Genomic DNA, 23035 nt, shown 5'->3' on the forward strand with positions numbered 1-23035 from the left:
TTTCAAATAACAGAACCCTCGATGTAATGTCGAGGGTTTTTTTTGGTTAATTAAAAACGTTTTTGGATTTCTCAAATAGCTCCAGTCCCTTTTCTTTTATTTCTTTCTGAGCTGCATCTATAGATTCTTCTGAGGAGTATTTATTAATGTTCTTTTGCAAGTCTGTAATAAAGTCTAAACTGCTTTTTAGTTCTTCAGGAGCATTGATATTATTGGCTTTTAAAACACGTTCCCAATCGACTTGTTTTGCTTGTGCATACATATAGCTTGCAACAATTTTACTCAAAAATATTTTGTCATAAACTCCATTGAGAACCTTGTCTGTCTCTCTTTTTTCTATATAAGATATGGCTTCGTCAATAGATTTCTTTTCTGCATCGGAAAGTATATCGCTTGTTTTTAGCTCTTGTAGAGCTGCTATTGCTTTTTCTGGGTTTTCTTTTTTGGTATAGAAATAAACTTTTACTGCTTGTATAATTTCATTATTAGCTCCCGACTCGTCCGCAATTTCTATAGCGGTTTCAAAATCTTTCATGGCTTCTTTTTCAGAAACCTCATTGTCCATTTTGAGTCGATCTAAGCCTCTCAAAAGATAATTTAAAACCAGAATATATTCTCTTGCATTCTCCTTGGTTTCAAAACCAAATCCTGAAATATTAAATGACGTGTAAAAGTTGGCTTCAGGATGCTTTTCAATCCAATCGATATTCTGTGTTAACTCGTGCTCTGATAAATAATAGAGTTCCTTTTGAAACAGCATAAGGTTTCTAAATATCATGAAAACAGCCTTGAATTCACCATCTGGAATTATTTCTGGATCGACCATAGACAATTCATAAGAAAATGACCATTTTCCGAAGTCTCTTAACACTAAACCAAATGCGGCAAAAGCTATATGCTCTCCTGCTTTTTGTTGTTTTATTTCTTCAGCTGTTAGGTTGCGCCCAGTTGAATTATTCTCAAAAAAAGACGGTAAAATATCTTCATCAAAATCTTCTATGATATCTTTTGATGTCTTGAATGTTCTATAGAATCTAATGTAATCTAAAGCGGTTAATTCACTATTTCGATCCTTATTGTAAAGCTTTTTAAACTCTGAATTTGTTTCAATAATATCTTCTATCTCTGGATGTTCCTTTTTTAGCTTAGCTAGTTGTAAGCTGTCCATCTCAGAGATTTTTTTATTGACTTTAATGTACTTATATAGCAGTGTTGGAAGCGTATTGATTTTCGATTCTAATGCTTTTCTATCTTCTTCAATCAATACAGATTTATCTTCTTCCTTTTCTAGCATGGAGCAGCCAAACGCGAGAAAGGCCACTATAATTAGAGTTATCTTTTTGATATTCATTATCAAACTATATGGTTTTAGCTTCCGCAACCAATAACTCATTCTTATCTTCTAATGCCTTTGCTATGAAATCATTAATTGCATCGTTGCGTTCTAAGCCATTTTGAAGCATTACATTAAGCGTTATCGTTGTAGCGATACGTGTGCCTACTTTTTTTGCAGCGGTGCCAAATAAAGGCTCTAAATCTTCATAAGCGACATTCTTGGCAAGCTCTTGTATCTCTACTTTGACTTTTTGTTGCTTTTCTTCAGGAAGATTGGTGTATTTCTTTCCTAGTTGCTTAATCACGTCGATAGGCTTGCGCTGTGATTGCTGCTGAGGTTTTGGTTGGTTTTGGTTGGTGTTCTGTTTCGGTTTACTTCGACTACGCTCAGCACTAGTCTGCTTTGCCCAAGTATCTCTAAGTCCAACTGTTTTGTTGAATACTAGATGTTCGGAAGTTGAATCGTCATCAACATTAAAATATCCTAGCCTCTGGAACTGGAATCGCTCTCCTACTTCAACATTAGCCAAGCTTGGTTCTATAAACGCTTCTCTAACTCTTAACGAATTAGGGTTTATAAACTCCATGAAGTCCTTGTCTCCATGACCATCTGGAGCTTCGTCCATAAACAAGCGATCGTATTCTCTTACTTCTGCTTTAATAGCGTGTTTTATAGATACCCAATGCAGTGTGCCTTTAACTCTTCGGGATGTATCTGTATCGTAAGTACAATGAATTTCTGTAATATTTCCTTCTGAATCTTTGACGACGCTTTCTGCTTTAATGATATATGCATTCTTAAGTCTTACCTCGCCTCCAAGTTTCAATCTGAAAAACTTATTACCTGCTTCTTCCTTGAAATCTTCACGCTCTATATAAAGCTCCCGAGAGAATGGTACTTTCCTAAACCCTGCGCTTTCATCTTCCTGATTGTTTTCTGCTTCTAACCATTCTTCTTTATCTTCAGGATAATTAGTGATAACCAGCTTCACAGGATCCAAAACGGCCATAACACGGTTGGTGGTTTTGTTGAGATCTTCTCTAACACAAAACTCCAGCAGTGATACGTCTATAACATTATCGCGCTTCGCGACTCCTACTCTTTCAATAAAATGACGAATCGATTTCGGTGTGTAGCCTCTTCGTCTTAAACCAGAAATTGTTGGCATTCTAGGGTCATCCCAGCCAGTCACAACACCTTCATTAACCAAGCGCAATAACTTACGTTTACTCATGATGGTATAACTCAAATTCAGTCGCGCAAATTCACGCTGTTTTGGTGGTAATGGCAATGATTCTTTGTCATATTCATAGACATTGTCTCTAAACCAGTTATACAACTTTCTATGCGGCTTAAATTCTAAAGAGCAAAGCGAATGTGATATCTGTTCTATATAGTCGCTTTCACCGTGTGTCCAGTCGTACATAGGGTAGATACACCACTCATCTCCTGTTCTATGGTGATGTGCATACATGATGCGATACATGATTGGATCGCGCATCAGCATATTTGGGTCTTCCATATCGATTTTAGCACGAAGTACATGTGTACCTGCTTCGAACTCACCATTCTTCATTCTGGTGAATAAATCGAGGTTCTCTTCTATACTTCGGTCTCTGTATGGGCTGTTTGTTCCAACTTGTGTTGGTGTGCCTTTTTGTTCAGCCATTACTTCAGAAGTTTGGCTATCTACATACGCTTTTCCGTCTTTAATCAACTGAATTGCCCAATCGTATAGTTTTTGGAAATAGTCTGAAGAATACAGTTCATTTTCCCATTGGTAACCAAGCCATTGTATGTCTCGCTTTATAGCATCTACGTATTCTTGCTCTTCCTTTGCTGGGTTGGTATCATCGAATCTAAGGTTTACGGGTGCATTGTAGTGCTCTCCCAGTCCAAAACTAATCCCAATAGCTTTGGTGTGACCAATATGTAAATATCCATTAGGTTCTGGCGGGAAACGAAACCTCAGCTTATCTTTTGATAAACCATTGGCTAGATCTTCTTCTATAATTTGCTCAATAAAATTGAGTGATTTGTATTCTGACATTTAACAAAAATTTCGTCTGCAAAATTAGACAAAATAAGTAAGACTGTTGTAACAAACAGCGGTAGTTAGACACTTATATTTTAAACCAAATTATTATGCAACATAGAAATTATAAGTGTCCAAAATGTAGCAATAGAGAATATACTGTAAGTCAAATGCGTGCCACAGGTGGTACATTGTCCAAAATATTTGATATACAGAATAAAAAGTTTACCAGCGTTACTTGTGATCGTTGTTCCTACACTGAATTCTACAAAACTAAAACCAGCGCTATTAGCAACGTTTTTGACTTCTTTACCAACTAGTTATTCTGAGTAAATGAAGTGAGACGAAGAATCTAAGTATACGAAATCAAGAGATTCTTCATTCCCATTTCGACTCCGCTCAATGTCCATTCTGAATGACAAATGTTATAGTTTACACCAATTTAAAATTTCTTTCAGAAATTCACACGAAGTGAGAAAGCGTAGTATTACTTTTGTGGTATGGGAACGATTATCTTAGAAAACATACGACTCTATGCTTATCATGGCTGTTTGCCTGAAGAAACTAAAATAGGTAGTGATTACAGAGTTGATCTTGAGGTTAAAGGCGACTTAGGACTTTCTTCTAAATCTGATGCTCTAGAAGATACAATCGATTATGTGTTCTTAAATAGGGTTATTGCTGAAGAAATGGCTATAACTTCTAAGTTATTGGAAACTGTTGCTAAGCGTATTCTAGGTCGTATTATATCTGAGCATGAGATGGTTAAAAAAGCTACTGTTTCTGTGAGTAAACTAAATCCGCCAATTGGTGGTGATGTGCAAAGCGTAACGATAAAAATGACCGAAAGGCGAAAAAAATAGCGCCTAATGGTGTAAACTGTATAGTTTTTATATATTTGTCGTCCGTTATAAATGGCGTCTTGGCCGAGTGGCTAGGCAGAGGTCTGCAAAACCTTTTACAGCGGTTCGAATCCGCTAGACGCCTCCAAAAACCTCTAGGCTATGCTTAGGGGTTTTTTTAATGTCCGTTGGGTAGTTTGTCTTTTATTGGATTAATATTCTCTAGACGTTCTTTATTCTTTTGATAGGCTTCCGGAAATAAGCCTTGAACAAATAATAGAATTCCAAAACCTAATATTACAAGTGCAACAATCTTCTTCGTCTTGAAAATTAAACGTGGTGTAAGCCTGCTTTTTAAACGTTTGGCTAGGAAAATCTTTATTAAATCTACTAGGAAATAAACCACCAGCATAGTTACCACAAAGACCATTACTCCGTTTTCCGAACTGGTAATTGTACTGCCTATGACAATAAAGCCAAGCCAGCCTAATAGTACACCAATATTGATGAAGTTCAGCAAAAATCCTTTTAGAAATAACTTTCCGTAGTCTTTGTTGTTAATTTCTACTTTTTGGTGTTCTCGTACTATGGATCGAAAAGATTTAGAGGTTTTTATAAATGAAATGATGCCGTAAGTAATCAATAACACGCCTCCAAAGACTAGGAAGTTAGGATCGTCTTTTATCTTATCTAGTAAATTATTGATACTAGAAAATGCTAAAAGAATAAATACTATATCTGCTAAGATGACACCCATATCAAAGACAATAGCACAACGAAATCCTTTTGTAGCACTAGTTTCTAGTAATACAAAAAATACTGGTCCTATAGTAAAGGCCAGTATTATTCCGAATGGTATTGCTGCTAAGATGTCATCTAGCATTGTATAGATTATTTATCGTTAAAAAGATACTATTTATTCTTTAATACTATACGTCATATCTTGAGTGATTCGTTTTACCTTATTAGGCCTTTTGGTTCTACTCACTTGGATTTGTCGCATTGTTTGCGGTAAACGATCTTTTATTTTATCGTACTTTTCATTTAATTCTTCTTGATCCATTACTACACCTTCAGCTTTATTAAAAACTTTGGTGATTCGCTTCATTTGCTTCTCATCTTCATAGTCTACTAAGAAGAACTTTGATGCAGCTGAAATAGCTCCTAGCCTTCCTTTAACTTCTAGAAAATATACGCCTCCTGCTTTTAGATCTGCTTCTACAAAATCAAAATTCTCTGACTTTACCCAAAACAAATGTTTTCCTGGCTCACATTCGTATCTAAAGTAATTTACACCGTTAAATCTTCCTAAATACTCGTCTTTATCAAAAAACTTAAAATTCATCAGTGGTCCAGGTGAAGCTGTTCTTATAAAATAAATTACAGATTTACCTTCTGATGGTGGCTCTACTGTTATCTGAGAAAAACTAAATTGAAAAGATAATAGTAAAGCTAAAGAAATAAGTAGTTGTTTCATGGGATTAATGCTAATTTATATGTTTTACATGCGTTTTATACGTCCTCCAAAGACCCTGCTTTCATCAACACGTTTTGGGTCTCCGTAAATGTATACGTCTCCTCCTGCTCTAATTTTTATTTTAAGCAATTCTGATGCATTGATATGTGCTACTCCCGCAGCTCTGATGGCAACTTCAGAATTTTCAGATTTACAGGTTTCTCCTTTATAAATTCCTCCTGTATATAGTGAAATGTCTTGGTTTTTTGCGGTTCCAGATAATTCTATAGATCCTCCTGTTACTGATCTTATATCTGCATAGGTAACATTAACATCTGCTTTTATTTTACCGCCTTCTTGTGTTTTTAGTTCGATTTCGAATTGCTCAATAGTATCGTCTACCATTACATAAGCACCTTCATTAGCATCAATGACTTCTATGTTGGTATAGTAAAGTGTAACTGAAGTATTATTACCATCGAAAATCTCTTCAAGCTTCATCTTGATTTTCAGCTTTCCGTTTTTGTTCACAATCTTTACATCTTCGGTATTTTTTCCAGATATAACTACTTTATCTATATCCGATTTTACCATTTTTACTTCTATAAGATCGTATACTTTTAAAGTTGAAAATTCTCCTACAGTTTTCTCTCTTGTGTTTTGTGCTATTATACTTGTTGATAAGCATAACAACAGCATAACTAATGTTTTTTTCATGATTAAGGATTAATTGTTTTTTGCTTTATTATCAAATAGTATTCCGAAGATTATTGTTAGGCTACTTTTACTGCTGTTCCTGTAACAGAAACGCCAAAATAATATCCTTGGCCAACAGGTTCAAAATCAATATGAATTCCTACTACTGCATTTGCTCCTAATGCTTTGGCATTATTTCTTAGTTCTTGAAAAGATTCTTCTTTGAGTTCATCTAAGGCTTTTTCCATATCCTTAGCTTGTCTTGTTTTACTTCCAAATGCAGTCATATCACGCATTTTCATGTTTACTCCAGTTACTATACCCAGGTAATCTACAATCTTGTGGTGTTCTATAGTATGTGTTGTTGTTAATATCATATTGAAAAATTTTGAGCTAATTTAAGAATCCTCTGGCTTTCCTAAAAGGTGAAAATCGAGATGTTTTTTTACTAAATCTGTTTCTTTAACTTTTACCAAAACCTCATCGCCTAGCTGGTATACATTTTTGCTTGTTCTGCCTATAATAGCAAACTCTTTTTCCACAAATTCATAATGATCGTCTTCTATGTCTTTCAACCTTACCATGCCTTCACACTTATTATTAATAATCTCTACATAAATTCCCCATTCAGTTACGCCAGAAATTACTCCAAGGAACTCTTCGTCTTTGTGATCTTGCATAAACTTTATCTGCATATACTTTATTGAATCGCGCTCTGCTTTTGTGGCTAAGTATTCCATATTGCTAGAGTGCTGGCACTTTTCTTCATAAACTTCTTCATTTGCAGATTTTCCACCATCTAAATATAGCTGTAACAATCGATGCGCCATGACATCTGGATAGCGTCGAATTGGTGAAGTAAAATGACTATAATAATCGAATGCTAAACCGTAATGACCTATATTTTGAGTTGTATACTCAGCTTTACTCATTGAGCGAACAGCTAAGGTATCGACCATATTCTGCTCCTTCTGCCCTTTTACATCTTTCAGTAATTTATTCAGTGAAGCTGTAGTCGTTTTTCTATCTCTAAAATCTAATTTGTAACCAAAACGAGAGACTATATTCTGAAGCGCAGCTAGTTTACTATCATCTGGTTCATCATGGACACGATAGACAAAGGTTTTCTTAGGGTTTTGCTTTCCGATGAATTCAGCGACTTTTTTATTGGCTAACAGCATGAATTCTTCGATAAGCTTATTAGCATCTTTGCTTTCTTTAAAGAAGACTCCAGTTGGATTGTTGTCATCGTCTAGATTAAACTTCACCTCTATTTTATCAAAAGATACGGCTCCTGAAGACATGCGTTTTAAGCGCATTTTTTTTGCTAATCTATCCAAAACCAAAACTGCTTCTGCTATTTCTGGTTTTGTATCATAAGCTTTTCCTGTTAAGGATACTTCCTTTGGAATATTAGTATTTATGTGGTGGTTTCGACTCCGCTCAGTGACCATGTTATTCTCTATAATAGACTGTGCTTCTTCATAAGCAAAACGTGCGTCACTATAGGTTACTGTTCTTCCAAACCATTGGTCCTTTATTTCTGCTTTATCATTGAGTTTAAAGACTGCAGAGAATGTGTATTTTTCTTCATGCGGTCTCAGAGAACAAGCATTGTTGGATAATATTTCTGGAAGCATTGGCACTACTCTATCTACCAAATAGACTGAGGTTGCTCTATTGTAAGCTTCATCATCTAGAATAGTATTTGGTTTTACATAATGCGATACGTCTGCAATGTGAATTCCTACTTCGTATAAACCATCTTCTAAAACTTGAAATGATAAGGCATCATCAAAGTCTTTTGCATCTTTAGGGTCTATCGTAAATGTTAAGACCTCGCGCATATCTCTTCGGTTTGCGATCTCTTTAGCTGTAATTGAAGTATCTAGATCGTCAGCATATTTTTGAACATCGTAAGGAAATTCATAAGGTAATCCATACTCTGATAAAATGGAATGGATCTCTGTGTTATGTTCGCCTGGTTTTCCTAAAACTTTTAAAACCTTTCCATAAGGTGAATCCGCTTTATCTGGCCAATCTTCGAGTCTAACAAGTACCTTATCTCCCTCCTCTGCTTTGTTAGTCTTATTGATAGGTACAAAGATGTCTTTGTACATTTTTGGTGAATCTGGTATTACAAAAGCATAGCGTTCGTTAACCTGAATAACACCAACATATTCTGTTTTTTCTCGTTTTAGAATCTGAGTTATTTCCCCTTCTATTTTACCTCGCTTTCTACGTTTATAAGCATAGAATTCTACCTCATCTCCATCTAGAGCTTTGTTAATATTATTGGATGCAATAAAGATATCTTCATCAAAATCATCAGTAATTACGTATCCATTTCCTTTGGCATTAAGGTCTAAAATACCTGTATGATATTCAGCTGTAACAATGGCCTTATATTTTCCTCTATCTACTTGTTCTATTTCTTGCTTAGCATGAAGTTTTGCTAATGTCTTTATAATCTGATTACGACTACTTGCATCATTAACACCTAGCTTCGCTGATATTTGTTTGTAGTTGAACGTCTTGTTACGTTCTTTTTTTAAAATATTAAGGATTGTGTTGGTTAGATTAGTAATCCTTTTAGAGGATCGCTTTTTTTTCTTTCTTGGCATAATTCATTCTATACCAACAAAACTACGGTTAAAAAATTAATAGCCATTTCTTTAGTATTAAATTTTTATAAAACAATATGTTTTCAACACATAATAACATTATCATATTTTTTTCTTTTTTAAAATTTAAATAAAATGGTAATTATTATAGCTTGTGAATTGTGGATATAACTTTTTCAGAATAAATTTTGATTATATATAATTTACAATCAATCAATGTTTAATTAACATTAATAAACTATATAACTATCTTATTAATAGCGTAAAAACGATTTTTTACACACAGCTGTTAATAACACTTGTTAATAATATTTGTTGATTAAATTCTTTCAGTTTTACTGTTGATATTATTGAATTTGTTGTGTAAAACTTTCATTTAAAAAAGGATCTATTTTTTTGGAAATATAGATTCTTTTATCAATTAGAAATTATCTTCAGAAATAAAAAAAATAATTTTTAATAATTGTGAACACTTATTAACATTACTATGAAAAAGTCATGAACAGGTTTTATAATTTGTAACTTTACATTTTAAACAAATCACCTAAAAAGTTATGAAAATTGCCATAGGAAATGACCATGCAGGAACCGATTATAAGAAAGTAATCGTAGCATATTTAGAAGCTAAAGGAATTACAGTTACCAATTATGGAACCAATACTAGTGATAGTGTGGATTATCCAGATTTTGTTCATCCTGTAGCTCAAGATGTTGAAGATGGTAATGTAGATTTTGGGATTATTATTTGTGGAAGTGGAAATGGTGCAAACATGACTGCTAACAAACACCAAAAAGTGCGTTCAGCACTTTGCTGGACTAAAGAAATTGTAGCTTTAGCGAGACAACATAATAATGCTAACATCTTAAGTATTCCGGCACGATTTACTGCTCAACAACAGGCTATAGAAATGGTAGAAACTTTTTTAATTACAGATTTTGAAGGAGGCCGTCACGAAAGACGTGTAGATAAAATTGCGATTTCATGCTAAATGGGTCACCATCACGATCATAATCACCACCATGATCTAAAAGGAAGAAACCTCCTCATTTCTATTATCCTCAATATTGCTATTACCATAGCTCAAGCTATAGGTGGTATTGTATCTGGAAGCCTTTCCCTACTTAGTGATGCGCTCCATAATTTTAGCGATGTATTATCATTGGTAATTAGCTATATCGCTTCAAAGCTTGCTAAACGAAAAGCTTCTTACACCAAAACATTTGGATATAAACGAGCCGAAATTTTAGCTGCGTTCATTAATGCAGCCACTTTGGTTATCGTAGCTGTATTGTTAATTATTGAGGCTATAGAGCGTTTCTCTAATCCTGTCGAAATAGAATCCAATCTGGTAATATGGCTGTCATTAATTGCAATTTTAGGTAATGGATTTAGTGTTTTATTACTGAGAAAACAATCTCATAATAACCTCAACATGAGATCTGCTTATGTACACCTATTTACAGATATGATGGCAAGTATAGCGGTGTTGATTGGTGGTTTGTTCATGAAATTTTATGGGATTTATATTGTAGATAGTATACTAACCTTGGCTATTGCCATATATCTTATCTGGGTTGGTTATGATTTATTGATCAAATCCACTAAAATATTGATGCTATTTGCACCAGAGCATATTAATGTTGAAACTTTGGTAGATAGGGTTAATACAATTGATGGTGTTAAAAAAATTCATCATGTACATTTGTGGTGTCTCAATGATGATGAACTTCATCTTGAAGCTCATGTCGATTTAAACAATAATATTACTATTGAAGATTTTAATGATATATCAAAACAAATAGAAACACTAGTTTATAACGAATTTTCGGTGAATCATGTTACGCTTCAACCAGAATTCAATAAAGAAGATCCTAAGGATATTATAGTTCAAGATTAATGATAGAGATTACAGTAAAAACATATTCAGAACTTACGAAAGACAATCTATATGATATGTTTCAATTACGATCAGAAGTATTTGTTGTAGAGCAAGATTGTGTGTATCAGGATATAGACGGAAAAGATAAAAAAGCACTTCATGTTTTGGGTTATAAAAACAATGAATTGGTTGCTTACACCAGAATCTTTAAACCAGGAGATTACTTTGAGGAGTCAAGCATAGGTAGAGTAGTGGTTAGAGAAAAAGAACGGAAATTTAAATACGGTTATGATATTATGCGAGCTTCTGTTGAAGCTATCAAGACACATTACAACACCAACCTAATAAAGATCTCCGCGCAGACATACCTAAAACGTTTTTATAATAATCTAGGATTCAATAAAGTAGGAGAGGAGTACCTCGAAGATAACATTCCTCATGTGGCAATGCTTTACAGAGAATAAATATGAAACACGTCGCACCTCAACTTATCGTAAACAGTGTACCAGAATCTGTAGAATATTATACCAAAAAGCTAGGTTTTAAGGTCGAATGGATTCATGAGCATAATCCAAAGTTTACTATAATTAGCAGAGAAGGTGTAACGCTAATGCTTAGAGAGTTACAAGAAGAAGGGCATGTAAGGCCTAATAAAGTTCCTTTTGTAGCTTCAGGGTGGCATCATAGTGATGGCAAGGAAGCATGGGACGTTTACATTTGGGTTGAAGATGCAAAAGCATTGTATGAAGAGCTTATCAATAAAGAAGTCTCTGTATTGAAACCATTATCGAAATCAGAATATGGAAACTTAGATTTTGAAATTGAAGATATAAATGGATACGTCCTGTGTTTTGGACAAATATTAGATTAATCCGAAGTGCCTTCAACCTTAGTAACAAGGATTTCAACACGCCTATCAAATTTTGGATCACCACCTAATGGGAATCTTCGACGTAAACCTTCATAATTCATGCGAGAACGACTCACTCCTTTTTTAGCTAAGTAATCATATACAAACTTAGCTCTAGCAACGGACAGATTACGCTTTCGTGTTTTACGATCCATAGCATCTCGGGTACCATAAGTGCAGCAAACATGACCCTGAATAGTAAAATGAATATCTTTTCGTTTTACTAGAATATCACCTATTTCTTCAATCGTTTTTTTAGATTCAGGAACCAAGTAACTATAACCAGTTCTAAACAATAAATTATCGAGTAGTATTTTGTCACCAACCTTAAGTTCTCCTTGCAGTTTATCCGCAGCTTCAGGTTCTTTTATCTCTTTAGGTCTAGGAGGAAAGACCTCTTTTACAATAATCTCTACTTTTCGGTTTAGACCTCTGATTTTTTCAAGATCATCCTCATGAACAATTTTTAGTAGTATTTCGCCTTTACCATCAACATTGGTGATCAAAGATTCATCAAATTCGTTGTTAGAGAATACTTCTTTTATAGCATCTGCACGGTTTTGAGAAAGGACTAGATTATAATTATCACTACCTCTATCATCACAGAAACCGTAAATAGAGATTTTTTCAATATCAAGGTTTTCTATTTGAGAAAGAAATAACAATAAGCGGCTGTATTCGGTAGAAACAATATCATATTTATCTGTCTCAAAATACACTTCGTGCCTACGTTCCTCTTGGGCAGACAATAACTGCGAAAATATCAATATGGTAAGGAAAATTCGCTTCATTGATGGCTATTAATCTTTTTAAATATAACTATTTTTCAATTGTTAACGCAAATAATTACGATAAGCAGCGGGGTCATTTAGTATTTCTGTAGCCTTTTTTATTTCAGGATTATTGATTGTATAATAATCGTATAAACCTTCGCTATAGAAGTTCTGTTTAATAATTTCATCTGTAAGTAAAGCCATTATTTGAGCCTTGTTTTGGTCTACAGCTTTAGCCTTATATGAATTAATAGTGTTGATTACAGCATTAAAATCGGATTGAATTTCAGAACTGAGGCCTTCTTCATCTGCAACAGATAACACATTATTAAACGCTTTCTCAGTTTTGGTCTCAAAACTGAAGTTTTTAGAATTCAAAAATGCTTTGAAATCTCTAAAATCACTATCGTTTAACTTGAATGTACCCAAATCGTTAATCGAGTTCTTGTGCAGATAACTAGTAGCATAATTGAAGATTAAAAATTCATCCATTATCGCTTTAGTGATAGGTGAGTGGTTAGACAAATCAATTTTCACATCTGGTTCTATACCACCACCATCAAAGACATTGCGACCATTTTTGGTTTTAAAAGTGTTATAGTTTTCTTTTTTGACTCTGGTAGCATTACCATCCTCATCCCTGTTCCAATAATCTAGAGCCTGTATACATCTTCCAGAAGGTGTGTAATATCTAGAAATGGTAACCTTCATTTGGGTCCCATAGATTAATTGCTTTGGGCGTTGTACCAAACCTTTCCCAAAGCTACGAGAACCAATAACCACTGCTCTATCTAGGTCTTGTAATGCGCCAGCAACAATCTCACTAGCAGAAGCGCTTCGACCATTAATAAGCACAACCAAAGGAATATCAAGGTCTTCAGGTGGCTTAGGTGTGTAATATGTTTTATTATACTTCTTTACTTTAGATTTTGTAGTTACCACCAATTGATTTTGAGGCACATAGAAATTAACAATTTTAATTGCCTCTCTAAGCAAACCACCAAGATTACCCCTAAGGTCTAAAACCAATTGTTGAGCGCCTTGGTTTTTGAGCGCTCGCATAGCAGTTAATGTTTCCGAAGCAGCCTTTTCATTGAATTTTCTAAGAACAATATATCCGGTTTTACCATCGATCATTGAATAATGAGGGACCGCATGAATATCTACAGATTCTCTTTGTATAGAAGCCGTATTAGTCTGGCCGTTTCTTATGTAAGTTAGCGTTACATTGCTTCCAGCTGCACCTTGCAATAAGTTACCTGCGTCGTCTTTAAAATCTGCAACAGACACATTATCCACCTTAATAATTTCATCGCCAGCTTTTAAACCAGCTTTATCAGCAGCATAACCTTTGTATGGTTCCACAATGACCAGTTTGTCTTTTAGGGTTAGTACGTTAGCACCAATTCCAGTATAATCTCCAGCATTATTTATTCTTGCGTCTTGCACATCTTGCTCGTTAAAGAACTGGGTATACGGATCGAGGTCGTCTAACATACTTTTTATAGCAGTATCCATTAAATCAGCAGGATTGGTATCATCCACATAATTCATGTTTACTTCTTTATAGAGTGTTGTGAAGATTTCGATTTGTTTAGCAATTTCGAAGAAATCGTTTTTAAATGCAGTAGTAGAGATAAAAACTACAACAGCAACAACAGGAATTACTATTCGCTTTTGTAATAGATGTTTCATGATTATTTTTTTAAGTATTTGAAGTAGTAGCCAAGAACTTTTCAAACAATTGCTTCATTTTGGCATTGAGGGCTTCAAAAGTTGTACCATCTTTACTAAGGTACAAAATCATAAACGCATAAGATGTTGAACTATTGTTAAAAAAATCAGCTTTATTTAGGCGATAAGCTTCACGCATCAAGCGCTTTATTCTGTTCCGATCTACGGCGTTTTTAAAGTAACGCTTAGATACAGACACACCAGTTTTTATAACAGCTTCATCATCGTGCGTGGTCTGAAGATAGATTAGCTTTAGCGGAAAGGCACTAACCGATTGCCCTTCTTTAAATAAAAGATCGATCAAGATTTTGCTCTTCAGCTTTTCTTTTTTAGGGAAAGATGCATCCATTAGATTATAATAACTCTAGTTTAGAGAACGACGATGCAAAGCAGTTTCGAGGTCTACAATTTTACTTTCCAGATCGTGAAGTCTATCATAGATATCCACGGGCTCTGGCATTTGTTTGGATGCGTACATGGTAACATACCACATTTCTTCAATGTCTTCTGCGTTTATAGTATAAGTTGGATAGTTACCATCTTTATTGTCGCTTTTTAGAATCAATTTTTGACGTTCCTCAACTCTATTGATAACACGCTTTAGCACAACACCTTCAGCTTTACTAACAATGACATAAACACGACCATCCTTTATGTCTCTTAGGTCTTCGACATATTTACCAAAAACTAGGTCGCCATCAAAAAACGTACGAACCATTGAATTTCCTTTTACTTCGAAACAACGATACGTACCATTAGTAAGGTGAGGCATATGGAAAGAAGGTAAAGATTCTATATATTCCGGATCACCATAACCATTCAAATAACCAGCCCTTGCTTGAACAGGAACATACACCACATTCTCATCACCAGTTTCATTAACAGCAACGACTTGAGGAATTCCTGAATATGTTTGAATTTGACCAGCTTCAGACTTAAGCATAATGTCACTCCTGTTAAAGAGGTAATCTGGGTTGATATCAAACTCTTTTATAATTGCCGTAAGCACGTCATAGCCAGGTTTGGTTTTTTTACGAGACCCATCAGACTGTGGTCTTCCATTAACAATACTGTCTATTGTTGTTCCTGTAACGCCAATACGTTTAGAAAACGAAAAATTATTCAAATTGAAATGATTGATGATCGCTTTTATTTTATCGTCTATTGCTTCCATAAGTAAAAAAACAGGTAAAACTTTTTACAAAATAATTATAAATATGTTTGTATTAATTTGTAAAATGATGTATATTTGTACTCAGATTTGTTGCTAATATAGTGAAAATAGCAGTGAATTCAAACATTTGTAATAATTATAAATGTTTTTTGATTAGATTTTTTCCAAGACGTCTTTTTGAAATCTAAATTTTGGGCTGTAAATCAATAAGTTAAGATTTACAGCGCATTTAAAGTTTATGCCTTGTATTAAGGCGATTGTACACGAAGAACCTGTTAGAAAAGCGAAAAATTAAACAGTTCTAAGTAAAGAACTTAAACGAATGTATAAACTTTAAAATTAAAAAATGAGTACAGAAAATAAGAACAAACAAACCTTATTTAGGTTTGTGAGTTTAAGAAACCCAAATCTAACAGAAACAAAAAAAGAGAACTTAGCTTTTATCCACAGACCATTAGATGTAACAGGTGTATTTGATGAAGCTAGCGCTTCTGACACAAAAACCAGATTTCAGGCCTTATTGGCTAAAGCTGGAGAGTTTGCGTCTAGTGCTTATAGATCCGTAGGTGACATAGAAAAGGCGGGCTTGGATGGCTTACAAAAGGTTGGAGAGTCTATAAATAAAGGAGAAGACCTTTCCTCAAGTGACTTGGAACTTTGCAAGTCTGAATACGAAAGGTTGAGCAATGAATCTATAAGAATACTTTGGGATAATTTAGTTTACCAATTTGTAACACAAAAAGATTTTTATTTAAAAGAAGGCTTAGCACAGGTTATCAAGGCACTACATATAGGTTACGCGTCGACTTTAGATACAAAAGATGAAAAGCTCAAAAAAATCAATGGAGATGATTTTGTGAAAAGAGCATTTGGAGCTAAAATAATTATTCCCATCGCCATTTCAGAAAAAGAAAGCTCGACTACAGAAGAGGTGATTTTAACTGAAAAAGATGCTGGACGATTAGAAGTTGACTTTGAAAATCTGCAAAGAGGAAAAGATGCGCTATCCGAAAAAGAAAATCTTGAAAAACTAAAGTCAGAAATTGAAGCCATAAAAGAAAAATATTGGGCGGATTATGAAAAGGCATATAAAACAGCAAAGGACGCCTATGATGCTACTAATGGTGCTGCCATAGCAGCCTATATCGATCAAGAAGATTATATTGATGAATTAGAAGAATCCAATGCTTCTGAAGAAGATATAAAAGCTGCTTACGATCAGTTGGATCTCCTTGATTATCCTGAGTTTACATTTAAGTATAAAGATGAGCTCAACTGGGATGATGTTTATGGACAGTTGAGTGAAGAATCCTTAGAGTTTTTCTTGGATAATTTCGCTATTGCAGATGAATTTATTGATGGTGAAGTAGACCTAAAGAGAGCTACCGTTGCAGTTTCGGAAAAAGGAGATTTAACTGTAGATACGAGAACACTTTCATTCAAGCACAATAGTTATGATGATGTTATTTCAGACATTAACGCCAGAGCATTTTCGGCAGAAAGTGATATCTTGAGCGAAACCAATCTTCCACAAGACGAATTTATTAATATCGGAGGGGCAGTTGTACCGGTTTCAACATCGCCAACCCCTTCGACACCTCATCTTTCTTATATTTTAAGAGCGAAAAGAAGAGGGTTTTTTGGACCTTCAAGAGGATATGTTACGCTTCAAATCAATGTGGAAAATACTTCTTGGTCTGTTAGCAGTGCGATCATTAACGCAACAAGAAGTTCGGGTAATGTTACCGAAAACATTGGCAATATTGCCGTGGTGGATAATAAGATTGTCTTTCCAAACTTCTTAAGAAATAAGATTTCAGACATCTCTAGTTTGAGTATTCAGATCTTCTTTTCTAATGGCAGATCAACCACGCTACAGTTGAGTGCGATTACTGTCAATAGATACTACACAGGTATGCTTAGGCTTGTTCCTGTAGTTACCGATCAAGATCCAAAAGAGGATACTACGAATGATGGAACAGAATCAGCAGTGACCTTAGGCAAACACTTTGGGCTAAAACGATTGGGTGTGGCAGAATACATGAAAGTAGTACAAAGTACACATGCTTACGTACCAGGTGAAGTTTCTAATATAGAAAACGTGATGGCAAGCGAATTGCGTCACAAGTCTATTAATGAATTAACACGTACAGAAGAAACAATAACTACTTCTGAAACTCAAGAAGTTGAAAAAGTATCTGATACTACCAAGGTCAATCGCGCAGAAATGCAAACTGAAGTTGCAAAGGTGATTGACAAGCAAAAGAGTTTCAATGCACATGCCAATTTCACAAGAGACACCAAAATAATGAAAATTGATGTTGGTACTGCTTTTGCCAGCAATAACGCACAGCAAACTAGCAACATACAAGCCGTGACTAAGTCTAAGGAGATTACGGAAAGAGCTATGGAGCGAGTACAATCCAAGATTAGCGAAGAGCGTATCAATAAGATCATACAAGAAGTTTCATTAACTAATGTACACGAATATGATAATAGAGGCGGTATAGGAGAAAATGCTGAGCGTCCACAACATATCACGGGTGTTTATAGATGGGTAGATAAGAAAATGAAGAATCAAATATACAACTACGGCAAGCGTTCTATGTTTGAGTTTATGATTCCTGAGCCTGCTAAGTTGCATAGACTAGCGGTTGCGACTACTAAGGCAGAGCATACGTTCACCGCTCCAGTAGACCCAAGAACAGCCCCTTCTCCACATACCATGAAGAATGCAACTTTGGCTACAGATCAATTGTTACAATATTGGGCAGACATGTACAATGTACAATTAACCGCCAAGCCAGAAAACAAAAAGCAGATCATACAGGTTAATGGAAATCCACAAAGCAAACACAATTGGACATATAGTAGTGAGCCGCTTCAAATAGAACAAGACTATGTGGCTAAATCTGGAAGTGTCCAATGGATGTTTAGAAAAAAAGAACACAGAAGAGGTAGAAACGGACGACGCAGACCCTTCTCGGGCAATTTCTCGAACCTTAAAGGAGGAAACTTTAGCTTTAGTGGACACAGAAGCGAACGCTCTAAAGGTGGTACCAATACTGTATCTGGGCTGAATTTATCAGACACCTTTACATATACAGCTAGCGGACGAAACATTAGCAGCTTCGATATTACTTTAGATCTAAACTGTGAGCCTTCAGCATCATTGAAAAATGCTTGGAAGCTAGAAAACTTTAATGTTATTATAGAAGCTTACGAAGCAGCACTGCAAGTACACAATGATAAAGTAGCAGAATTCGAGGCAGAGCAAGATGCAAGAGCCGCTGAAGATGCTGAGAAAAGAGAAGCTCTTGGAAACTTCTATCGTATCATAGAAGGCGATATCCTTAAGCACAACTGTGTAGCCTATCTGTTACAAAATTATTTGACCACTTTGGGGCAAGATTTTACTGAAGGTGATAAAATGCAAAACTTTAAAGTAAATCTTACTGAAGATTTAGATAAGTACACAGCTACTGCGAAGTTCCTAGAACAAGCTTTTGAGTGGAGCATTATGGACTATACCTTCTACCCATACTTCTGGGCAGATCGCAAAGAGTGGCAAGAAATGTATTTAACTCAAAATACAGATCCACTATTCAGAAGCTTCTTGCAGGCAGGTATGGCGAGAGTGATTGTAACCGTAAAACCTGGGTTCGAAGAAGCCGTACAATACTTCTTAGAAACCGGACGCGTATGGATGGGTGGCGAAACACCTGTTATTGGCGATCCATTGTACATGAGTATTGTTGAGGAAATCAACGAACCAACAGGAGAACCACAAGGCAAGTACTGGATTACAACGATCCCAACATCTTTGACCATCTTACAAGCAAAATCTGCAGGTCTAGAGGTTGAACAAGCCTTACCAATCTTCCCAGAGGCAGAACCAGAAAACTGTGAGAACCCAGAGCAGTTAGAAAACACAAGCGCCTTTAAGCTAGACGATGCACAATTAACATCACCTAGTACAAGCGATACAACACTGTATTCTAGCTAATTAATTAACAAAAAAGGTGGTGGTGAATTCATCATCACCTTTTTCTAAAATTTCGAAAAATGAGAGGTAAAAAATTTCATAAAGTATCAGCTTTAGGAGAAGAATCATATGGGGATACAGGCACCCACTACGCTTCCAGGTTAGGGATTCCATTTCACATTTCACAAGATGATTATGAGAACACATACATTTCTAATGTTCCAATCAATGTCAAAAAACTCATCAAGGATTTACGCCGTAACCATTTTGAAAACCACAAGTTTGATGCAAAAAATTATATTGATCATGGAGCTATTGAAAGAGCCATAGAAGAATCTGCAAAAGCCAGAGAAAAACGAGAAAACAAAAAACTTGAAGAGCTTATTGGACAAAAAATAGACAAAACTTTAGTAGATAAATCTAGATTACAGCCCAAACTGAAAACAGAATACAAGCCGTTTACAGATCAAGAAGCAGAAAGCATAAGCTATAGTCTTTTATCCAGCAGTTTATCATTAAATACAACAGTGGGTTATATAGATAATGATGTAAACAAAAATGAACACAATGTTCATATAGATGTATCTGGCAACTCCATTAGTTATGACTATTGTATCTACTATAAATCATCAGAACAATCCAATGGTAGAAACAAAGCAATATTAATAAACACAAGCAGTCCTGAAACGTTATTTTTCTTTGTAGAAAAAGCGTATGGAGATATAGAAGCAGATAAATTGCGCAAGGAGATATATGATGTCTTGGTAGAAAAACTGGAAAAAGCCAAATCTATAGAAACGATCGTTTTTTTACACGAAAATTTACCACATTACATAAGATATGCATACGATGTAGATGAGAATACAGGAGAGAAACCATATAAACTTCCAGATGAATTGCTTTGGAAAAATTTTATGTTTTTTGTGAATTTTGATAGAGGAAGTGATGCGAGTTATTATATACTTTATATCATGACGCTTATGACTCCAAAGTATTGTTTAAAAAAGCTCAAGGAAGATCAAAGCTTAGTTGTAAAAATATATGATGGATTAGATGATAGAAACGCCTTCGATAGGCTGGTTGGTAATTACAAATATTCTAAAACGTTTGATATAGGCGAAAAGACTCTAGAAATTAGTAATAAAGATGTTTTTGTAACACTTCTTAATTCCTATATACAATTGCACGAAAATGACTCTAGTGTTGCTGTTTTTGAGCCTAGTGGTGCACATTTTCATCAAGGACACGTAATAAAGGGACACAGTTTTAACGGAAGAGACTCTGACATAAAATACTGGCTAGAGTCAGATACGGAAAGAGATAAAATTTATATCAAAAACCGAAAACGAGGTAAAATAGGAAGAGGGCTTACTTTTACTAATCATGGCACAAGTACTATTTATGACTATGTCAATATATATTTTGAAGGGTATTATAACCCTTTAGATATTGTAAAGTTTACGCAATACAACGACAAGGGAGAGGCCATAACCATGAATGTTCCTATCATATTGATATATCATGCAGATTATGTAGAAGATTGGAAACGTATTTATGAAGGTATTCGTTTTGGCACAAATGTACTTATGATTGTTGTTGGTGTAGCTACGCTACATACAGGCCTAGGCTCATTAATGTTATATGCAACGATAACAGAAATAGGTTTAGCTTCTGCAGATATTGTTATACAAAGTGAAAAAGACAGTCCATACTTTAAAAAAGGACCAGGGAAAGAATTTTTAGACAGTTGGAATAAGATATATGATGTTGGCACAATAGCTACAGGTGCTCCTGTATTTATAAAAGCAGCAGCCACTTATGGACCAAAGCTTATAAATTCTGGAGCAGATTTATTACAGGTTACAGGAAAAACCATCACCAATCCTCAAACCTATAAGAAAGTAAAAGACCTTACAGAAAAAGCCATACGTAGTCTTGAAATACCTAATTTTAATAAAACTGGTTTAAAAATCCTTAAGGTTGGTTTTACCTCTATTCCAGAGCTTGCAGGAGCAGGAGCCAAGAGGTTGCAAAAATTAGGCGTGGTTTTTGTAAAAGGAGGAGAGAATACAATAGCAGCTATTTATAAAGGAGTTCCCATTGCTGTTGGAAGAGCTATTGAGGTTGCAGAACAACTGGGTATCGCCTTAAAATTAAACGGTAAAAAATTAATATCTTATTTACAGGATTTATTAGATGTATGTATATTAACATTTAGAAATAAAAAGTTTTTAGATACAGTTATATATGTAACTAAAAATAGGGTTTTAAAAAATGTTTTAAGCATATATGAAGAAGCTATAATCATGTTTTATACAACATCTGCTTATAGTGATCTAAATAAAGCTTTAAGAGGGATAATTAATTTAAAAACAGAGTATAAAAGCTTTGAAAGACTATTAAATAAAGCATTAGACAAATTACCAAATAGTATCTATAACAGTGCAGAGCATACTTTATATCGTTCAGTAGAAATGTCGGAAGAATTAATACAAAGTCTATTTATAGGCAAAACAGAATATATAGAAAAAGCATTTCTCTCAACAGCATATGATTGGAATAAATTCTTAAACAATTGGTTTCAGTGGTACCCTAACCACAATGTAATTTTTAAAATACAGGGTAAGAATGGTAAATTGATAGATGCTATCTCTGATATTGAAGGTGAAGCCGAGGTGCTTTTTAAATCTAATACTAAGTTTGATATATTAAATGTTGAAAAAATCAAGAACCCCTTAGATAACACAAAAGAAGTATACGAAATAATTTTAAAAGAAAAATAACATGACTAAAAAAGAACAATTAGATCAATTAATAAAAAGAAATGAAGAGTTAAGTCCAATCATTTTTGTAGGATTTAAAACTAGTAAAGAATTAGAGGAATACACTAATACAATTAAAGCAGAAAGAGAAGAGTATTATGGGAATCTGCCAAAAATTAAAAAATTAACATGGGAATTAATGACACCAGAAGAACAAGCTAAAAGAATAGAGACAGTCCGTAAAATATTGACAAAAAAGGGTTCCAATAGTCAAGCAGAAATATTAGAAATAATTCGTGATAAAATTGAAAAAGAGGGTGGGTTATAACTCATGTGTTTAATGTGATAATAATTATTGGAGAGTTAAAGTTACCTTTGGAACAGATTATCTTCCTGAATATTATTTTGAAGATCATGAGAAAGGAACGTTAGAGCCAACATTAACTCGCTATTGGTACCCCAGATGAAGAAAGATATGATTTTAAATGAAAACTTAATTTGAACCCCTAAAAGCTACAATGTTGATATTGTAGCTTTTAGATTTAAGGATCATCAATGAATAGATTAAATTTAATAAAGAAAAAACTCAACCAATTAGGGTATAGTGTTTATATCGAAGAGGACAATAGTCAAAAAGTATTGAAAGGAGGGTATACAGGAGACGACATTGAAAAAAACCTATCAATACACATAAATGTTTTAATAGAAAATAATGAAATTGTTTTCATAGATATAGATAAACAAATTGCTTCGAAGATAATATTTGAGACGGTAGATGAAACTATTCATTACACAAAAAACAAATACCCTATAGAATAGATAGGCTCT

21 protein-coding genes and 1 tRNA gene are annotated in these 23035 nt (G+C 34.5%); 11 read left to right on the top strand and 11 right to left on the bottom strand.

Annotation, left to right across the window (positions count from 1 at the left end; all coding sequences use genetic code 11):
* Positions 1–46 precede the first annotated feature (46 nt).
* Both NCE97_RS01670 and NCE97_RS01675 read right to left on the bottom strand, forming a co-directional pair.
* Positions 47–1351 (bottom strand): hypothetical protein, encoded by a 1305-nt coding sequence (locus NCE97_RS01670; RefSeq protein WP_353777134.1) that lies wholly within the window; start codon positions 1349–1351, stop codon positions 47–49.
* 7 nt (positions 1352–1358) lie between these two features.
* Positions 1359–3386, bottom strand: a complete 2028-nt coding sequence (locus tag NCE97_RS01675; protein WP_353777135.1) for a glutamine--tRNA ligase/YqeY domain fusion protein — start codon at positions 3384–3386, stop codon at positions 1359–1361.
* Between the two features lie 95 nt (positions 3387–3481).
* Here NCE97_RS01675 and NCE97_RS01680 point away from each other — a divergent pair, with 95 nt between their 5' ends.
* The 3 genes from NCE97_RS01680 (at position 3482) to NCE97_RS01690 (ending at position 4361) form a co-directional block, all read left to right on the top strand.
* Positions 3482–3691, top strand: a complete 210-nt coding sequence (locus tag NCE97_RS01680; protein ID WP_353777136.1) for a zinc ribbon domain-containing protein — start codon at positions 3482–3484, stop codon at positions 3689–3691.
* 180 nt (positions 3692–3871) lie between these two features.
* The gene (gene folB, locus NCE97_RS01685; protein WP_353777137.1) at positions 3872–4234 is read left to right on the top strand and encodes a dihydroneopterin aldolase; all 363 of its coding nucleotides are present in this window, start codon (positions 3872–3874) and stop codon (positions 4232–4234) included.
* Between the two features lie 53 nt (positions 4235–4287).
* Positions 4288–4361, top strand: a tRNA-Cys gene (locus NCE97_RS01690).
* 30 nt (positions 4362–4391) lie between these two features.
* Here the strand turns inward: NCE97_RS01690 and NCE97_RS01695 are convergent.
* The 5 genes from NCE97_RS01695 to rnr are packed head-to-tail and all read right to left on the bottom strand — an operon-like array spanning position 4392 to position 8989.
* Complete coding sequence (locus tag NCE97_RS01695) at positions 4392–5096, bottom strand: LysE family translocator (RefSeq protein ID WP_353777138.1); 705 nt, start codon at positions 5094–5096, stop codon at positions 4392–4394.
* Between the two features lie 33 nt (positions 5097–5129).
* On the bottom strand, positions 5130–5690 hold the full coding sequence (locus tag NCE97_RS01700; RefSeq protein ID WP_353777139.1) for a hypothetical protein: 561 nt from the start codon (positions 5688–5690) through the stop codon (positions 5130–5132).
* A gap of 24 nt (positions 5691–5714) precedes the next feature.
* Entirely contained in the window at positions 5715–6386 is a 672-nt protein-coding gene (locus tag NCE97_RS01705; protein ID WP_353777140.1) for a head GIN domain-containing protein, read from the bottom strand.
* A gap of 56 nt (positions 6387–6442) precedes the next feature.
* The gene (locus tag NCE97_RS01710) at positions 6443–6742 is read right to left on the bottom strand and encodes a heavy metal-binding domain-containing protein (RefSeq protein ID WP_353777141.1); all 300 of its coding nucleotides are present in this window, start codon (positions 6740–6742) and stop codon (positions 6443–6445) included.
* Between the two features lie 21 nt (positions 6743–6763).
* Positions 6764–8989, bottom strand: coding sequence for a ribonuclease R (gene rnr, locus NCE97_RS01715; protein ID WP_353777142.1), 2226 nt, complete (start codon positions 8987–8989; stop codon positions 6764–6766).
* Positions 8990–9543: 554 nt separating this feature from the next.
* Here rnr and rpiB point away from each other — a divergent pair.
* The 4 genes from rpiB to NCE97_RS01735 are packed head-to-tail and all read left to right on the top strand — an operon-like array spanning position 9544 to position 11740.
* The gene (gene rpiB, locus NCE97_RS01720; RefSeq protein ID WP_353777143.1) at positions 9544–9978 is read left to right on the top strand and encodes a ribose 5-phosphate isomerase B; all 435 of its coding nucleotides are present in this window, start codon (positions 9544–9546) and stop codon (positions 9976–9978) included.
* Complete coding sequence (locus NCE97_RS01725; RefSeq protein WP_353777144.1) at positions 9979–10887, top strand: cation diffusion facilitator family transporter; 909 nt, start codon at positions 9979–9981, stop codon at positions 10885–10887.
* The gene (locus tag NCE97_RS01730; protein ID WP_353777145.1) at positions 10887–11333 is read left to right on the top strand and encodes a GNAT family N-acetyltransferase; all 447 of its coding nucleotides are present in this window, start codon (positions 10887–10889) and stop codon (positions 11331–11333) included. Before NCE97_RS01725 ends, NCE97_RS01730 begins: the two co-directional genes overlap by 1 nt.
* 2 nt (positions 11334–11335) lie before the next feature.
* Positions 11336–11740, top strand: coding sequence for a VOC family protein (locus NCE97_RS01735; RefSeq protein ID WP_353777146.1), 405 nt, complete (start codon positions 11336–11338; stop codon positions 11738–11740).
* Here the strand turns inward: NCE97_RS01735 and NCE97_RS01740 are convergent.
* From NCE97_RS01740 to NCE97_RS01755, 4 genes are read right to left on the bottom strand one after another with little or no spacing between them, the layout of a single operon-like run.
* Positions 11737–12570 (bottom strand): OmpA family protein, encoded by an 834-nt coding sequence (locus NCE97_RS01740; protein ID WP_353777147.1) that lies wholly within the window; start codon positions 12568–12570, stop codon positions 11737–11739. The two genes, NCE97_RS01735 and NCE97_RS01740, sit on opposite strands and share 4 nt — an antisense overlap.
* Before the next feature lie 42 nt (positions 12571–12612).
* Entirely contained in the window at positions 12613–14247 is a 1635-nt protein-coding gene (locus tag NCE97_RS01745) for a S41 family peptidase (RefSeq protein WP_353777148.1), read from the bottom strand.
* Between the two features lie 10 nt (positions 14248–14257).
* Positions 14258–14635, bottom strand: a complete 378-nt coding sequence (gene rnpA, locus NCE97_RS01750; RefSeq protein ID WP_353777149.1) for a ribonuclease P protein component — start codon at positions 14633–14635, stop codon at positions 14258–14260.
* 15 nt (positions 14636–14650) lie between these two features.
* Entirely contained in the window at positions 14651–15460 is an 810-nt protein-coding gene (locus NCE97_RS01755; RefSeq protein ID WP_353777150.1) for a S24 family peptidase, read from the bottom strand.
* Positions 15461–15806: 346 nt separating this feature from the next.
* On the opposite strand from NCE97_RS01755, the gene NCE97_RS01760 reads away from it, so the two are divergent.
* The 4 genes from NCE97_RS01760 to NCE97_RS01775 all read left to right on the top strand — a co-directional run bounded on the left by NCE97_RS01760 (position 15807) and on the right by NCE97_RS01775 (position 23026).
* Positions 15807–19466, top strand: a complete 3660-nt coding sequence (locus tag NCE97_RS01760) for a hypothetical protein (protein ID WP_353777151.1) — start codon at positions 15807–15809, stop codon at positions 19464–19466.
* Between the two features lie 59 nt (positions 19467–19525).
* Positions 19526–22228 (top strand): ADP-ribosyltransferase, encoded by a 2703-nt coding sequence (locus NCE97_RS01765; protein WP_353777152.1) that lies wholly within the window; start codon positions 19526–19528, stop codon positions 22226–22228.
* 1 nt (position 22229) lies between these two features.
* A complete protein-coding gene (locus tag NCE97_RS01770) occupies positions 22230–22535 on the top strand; it encodes a hypothetical protein (protein WP_353777153.1) in 306 nt (101 codons plus the stop codon).
* A 227-nt stretch (positions 22536–22762) separates the two neighbouring features.
* A complete protein-coding gene (locus tag NCE97_RS01775) occupies positions 22763–23026 on the top strand; it encodes a hypothetical protein (RefSeq protein WP_353777154.1) in 264 nt (87 codons plus the stop codon).
* Positions 23027–23035 lie beyond the last annotated feature (9 nt).

Source organism: Winogradskyella sp. 3972H.M.0a.05 (assembly GCF_040493455.1).
Classification (GTDB): Bacteria; Bacteroidota; Bacteroidia; order Flavobacteriales; family Flavobacteriaceae; genus Microcosmobacter.

Excerpts from the sequence above, each read along its gene's own strand:
- NCE97_RS01670 (WP_353777134.1), bottom strand. The coding sequence starts at position 1,351 with ATGAATATCAAAAAGATAACTCTAATTATAGTGGCCTTTCTCGCGTTT.
- NCE97_RS01675 (WP_353777135.1), bottom strand. The coding sequence starts at position 3,386 with ATGTCAGAATACAAATCACTCAATTTTATTGAGCAAATTATAGAAGAA.
- NCE97_RS01680 (WP_353777136.1), top strand. The coding sequence starts at position 3,482 with ATGCAACATAGAAATTATAAGTGTCCAAAATGTAGCAATAGAGAATAT.
- folB (WP_353777137.1), top strand. The coding sequence starts at position 3,872 with ATGGGAACGATTATCTTAGAAAACATACGACTCTATGCTTATCATGGC.
- NCE97_RS01695 (WP_353777138.1), bottom strand. The coding sequence starts at position 5,096 with ATGCTAGATGACATCTTAGCAGCAATACCATTCGGAATAATACTGGCC.
- NCE97_RS01700 (WP_353777139.1), bottom strand. The coding sequence starts at position 5,690 with ATGAAACAACTACTTATTTCTTTAGCTTTACTATTATCTTTTCAATTT.
- NCE97_RS01705 (WP_353777140.1), bottom strand. The coding sequence starts at position 6,386 with ATGAAAAAAACATTAGTTATGCTGTTGTTATGCTTATCAACAAGTATA.
- NCE97_RS01710 (WP_353777141.1), bottom strand. The coding sequence starts at position 6,742 with ATGATATTAACAACAACACATACTATAGAACACCACAAGATTGTAGAT.
- rnr (WP_353777142.1), bottom strand. The coding sequence starts at position 8,989 with ATGCCAAGAAAGAAAAAAAAGCGATCCTCTAAAAGGATTACTAATCTA.
- rpiB (WP_353777143.1), top strand. The coding sequence starts at position 9,544 with ATGAAAATTGCCATAGGAAATGACCATGCAGGAACCGATTATAAGAAA.
- NCE97_RS01725 (WP_353777144.1), top strand. The coding sequence starts at position 9,979 with ATGGGTCACCATCACGATCATAATCACCACCATGATCTAAAAGGAAGA.
- NCE97_RS01730 (WP_353777145.1), top strand. The coding sequence starts at position 10,887 with ATGATAGAGATTACAGTAAAAACATATTCAGAACTTACGAAAGACAAT.
- NCE97_RS01735 (WP_353777146.1), top strand. The coding sequence starts at position 11,336 with ATGAAACACGTCGCACCTCAACTTATCGTAAACAGTGTACCAGAATCT.
- NCE97_RS01740 (WP_353777147.1), bottom strand. The coding sequence starts at position 12,570 with ATGAAGCGAATTTTCCTTACCATATTGATATTTTCGCAGTTATTGTCT.
- NCE97_RS01745 (WP_353777148.1), bottom strand. The coding sequence starts at position 14,247 with ATGAAACATCTATTACAAAAGCGAATAGTAATTCCTGTTGTTGCTGTT.
- rnpA (WP_353777149.1), bottom strand. The coding sequence starts at position 14,635 with ATGGATGCATCTTTCCCTAAAAAAGAAAAGCTGAAGAGCAAAATCTTG.
- NCE97_RS01755 (WP_353777150.1), bottom strand. The coding sequence starts at position 15,460 with ATGGAAGCAATAGACGATAAAATAAAAGCGATCATCAATCATTTCAAT.
- NCE97_RS01760 (WP_353777151.1), top strand. The coding sequence starts at position 15,807 with ATGAGTACAGAAAATAAGAACAAACAAACCTTATTTAGGTTTGTGAGT.
- NCE97_RS01765 (WP_353777152.1), top strand. The coding sequence starts at position 19,526 with ATGAGAGGTAAAAAATTTCATAAAGTATCAGCTTTAGGAGAAGAATCA.
- NCE97_RS01770 (WP_353777153.1), top strand. The coding sequence starts at position 22,230 with ATGACTAAAAAAGAACAATTAGATCAATTAATAAAAAGAAATGAAGAG.
- NCE97_RS01775 (WP_353777154.1), top strand. The coding sequence starts at position 22,763 with ATGAATAGATTAAATTTAATAAAGAAAAAACTCAACCAATTAGGGTAT.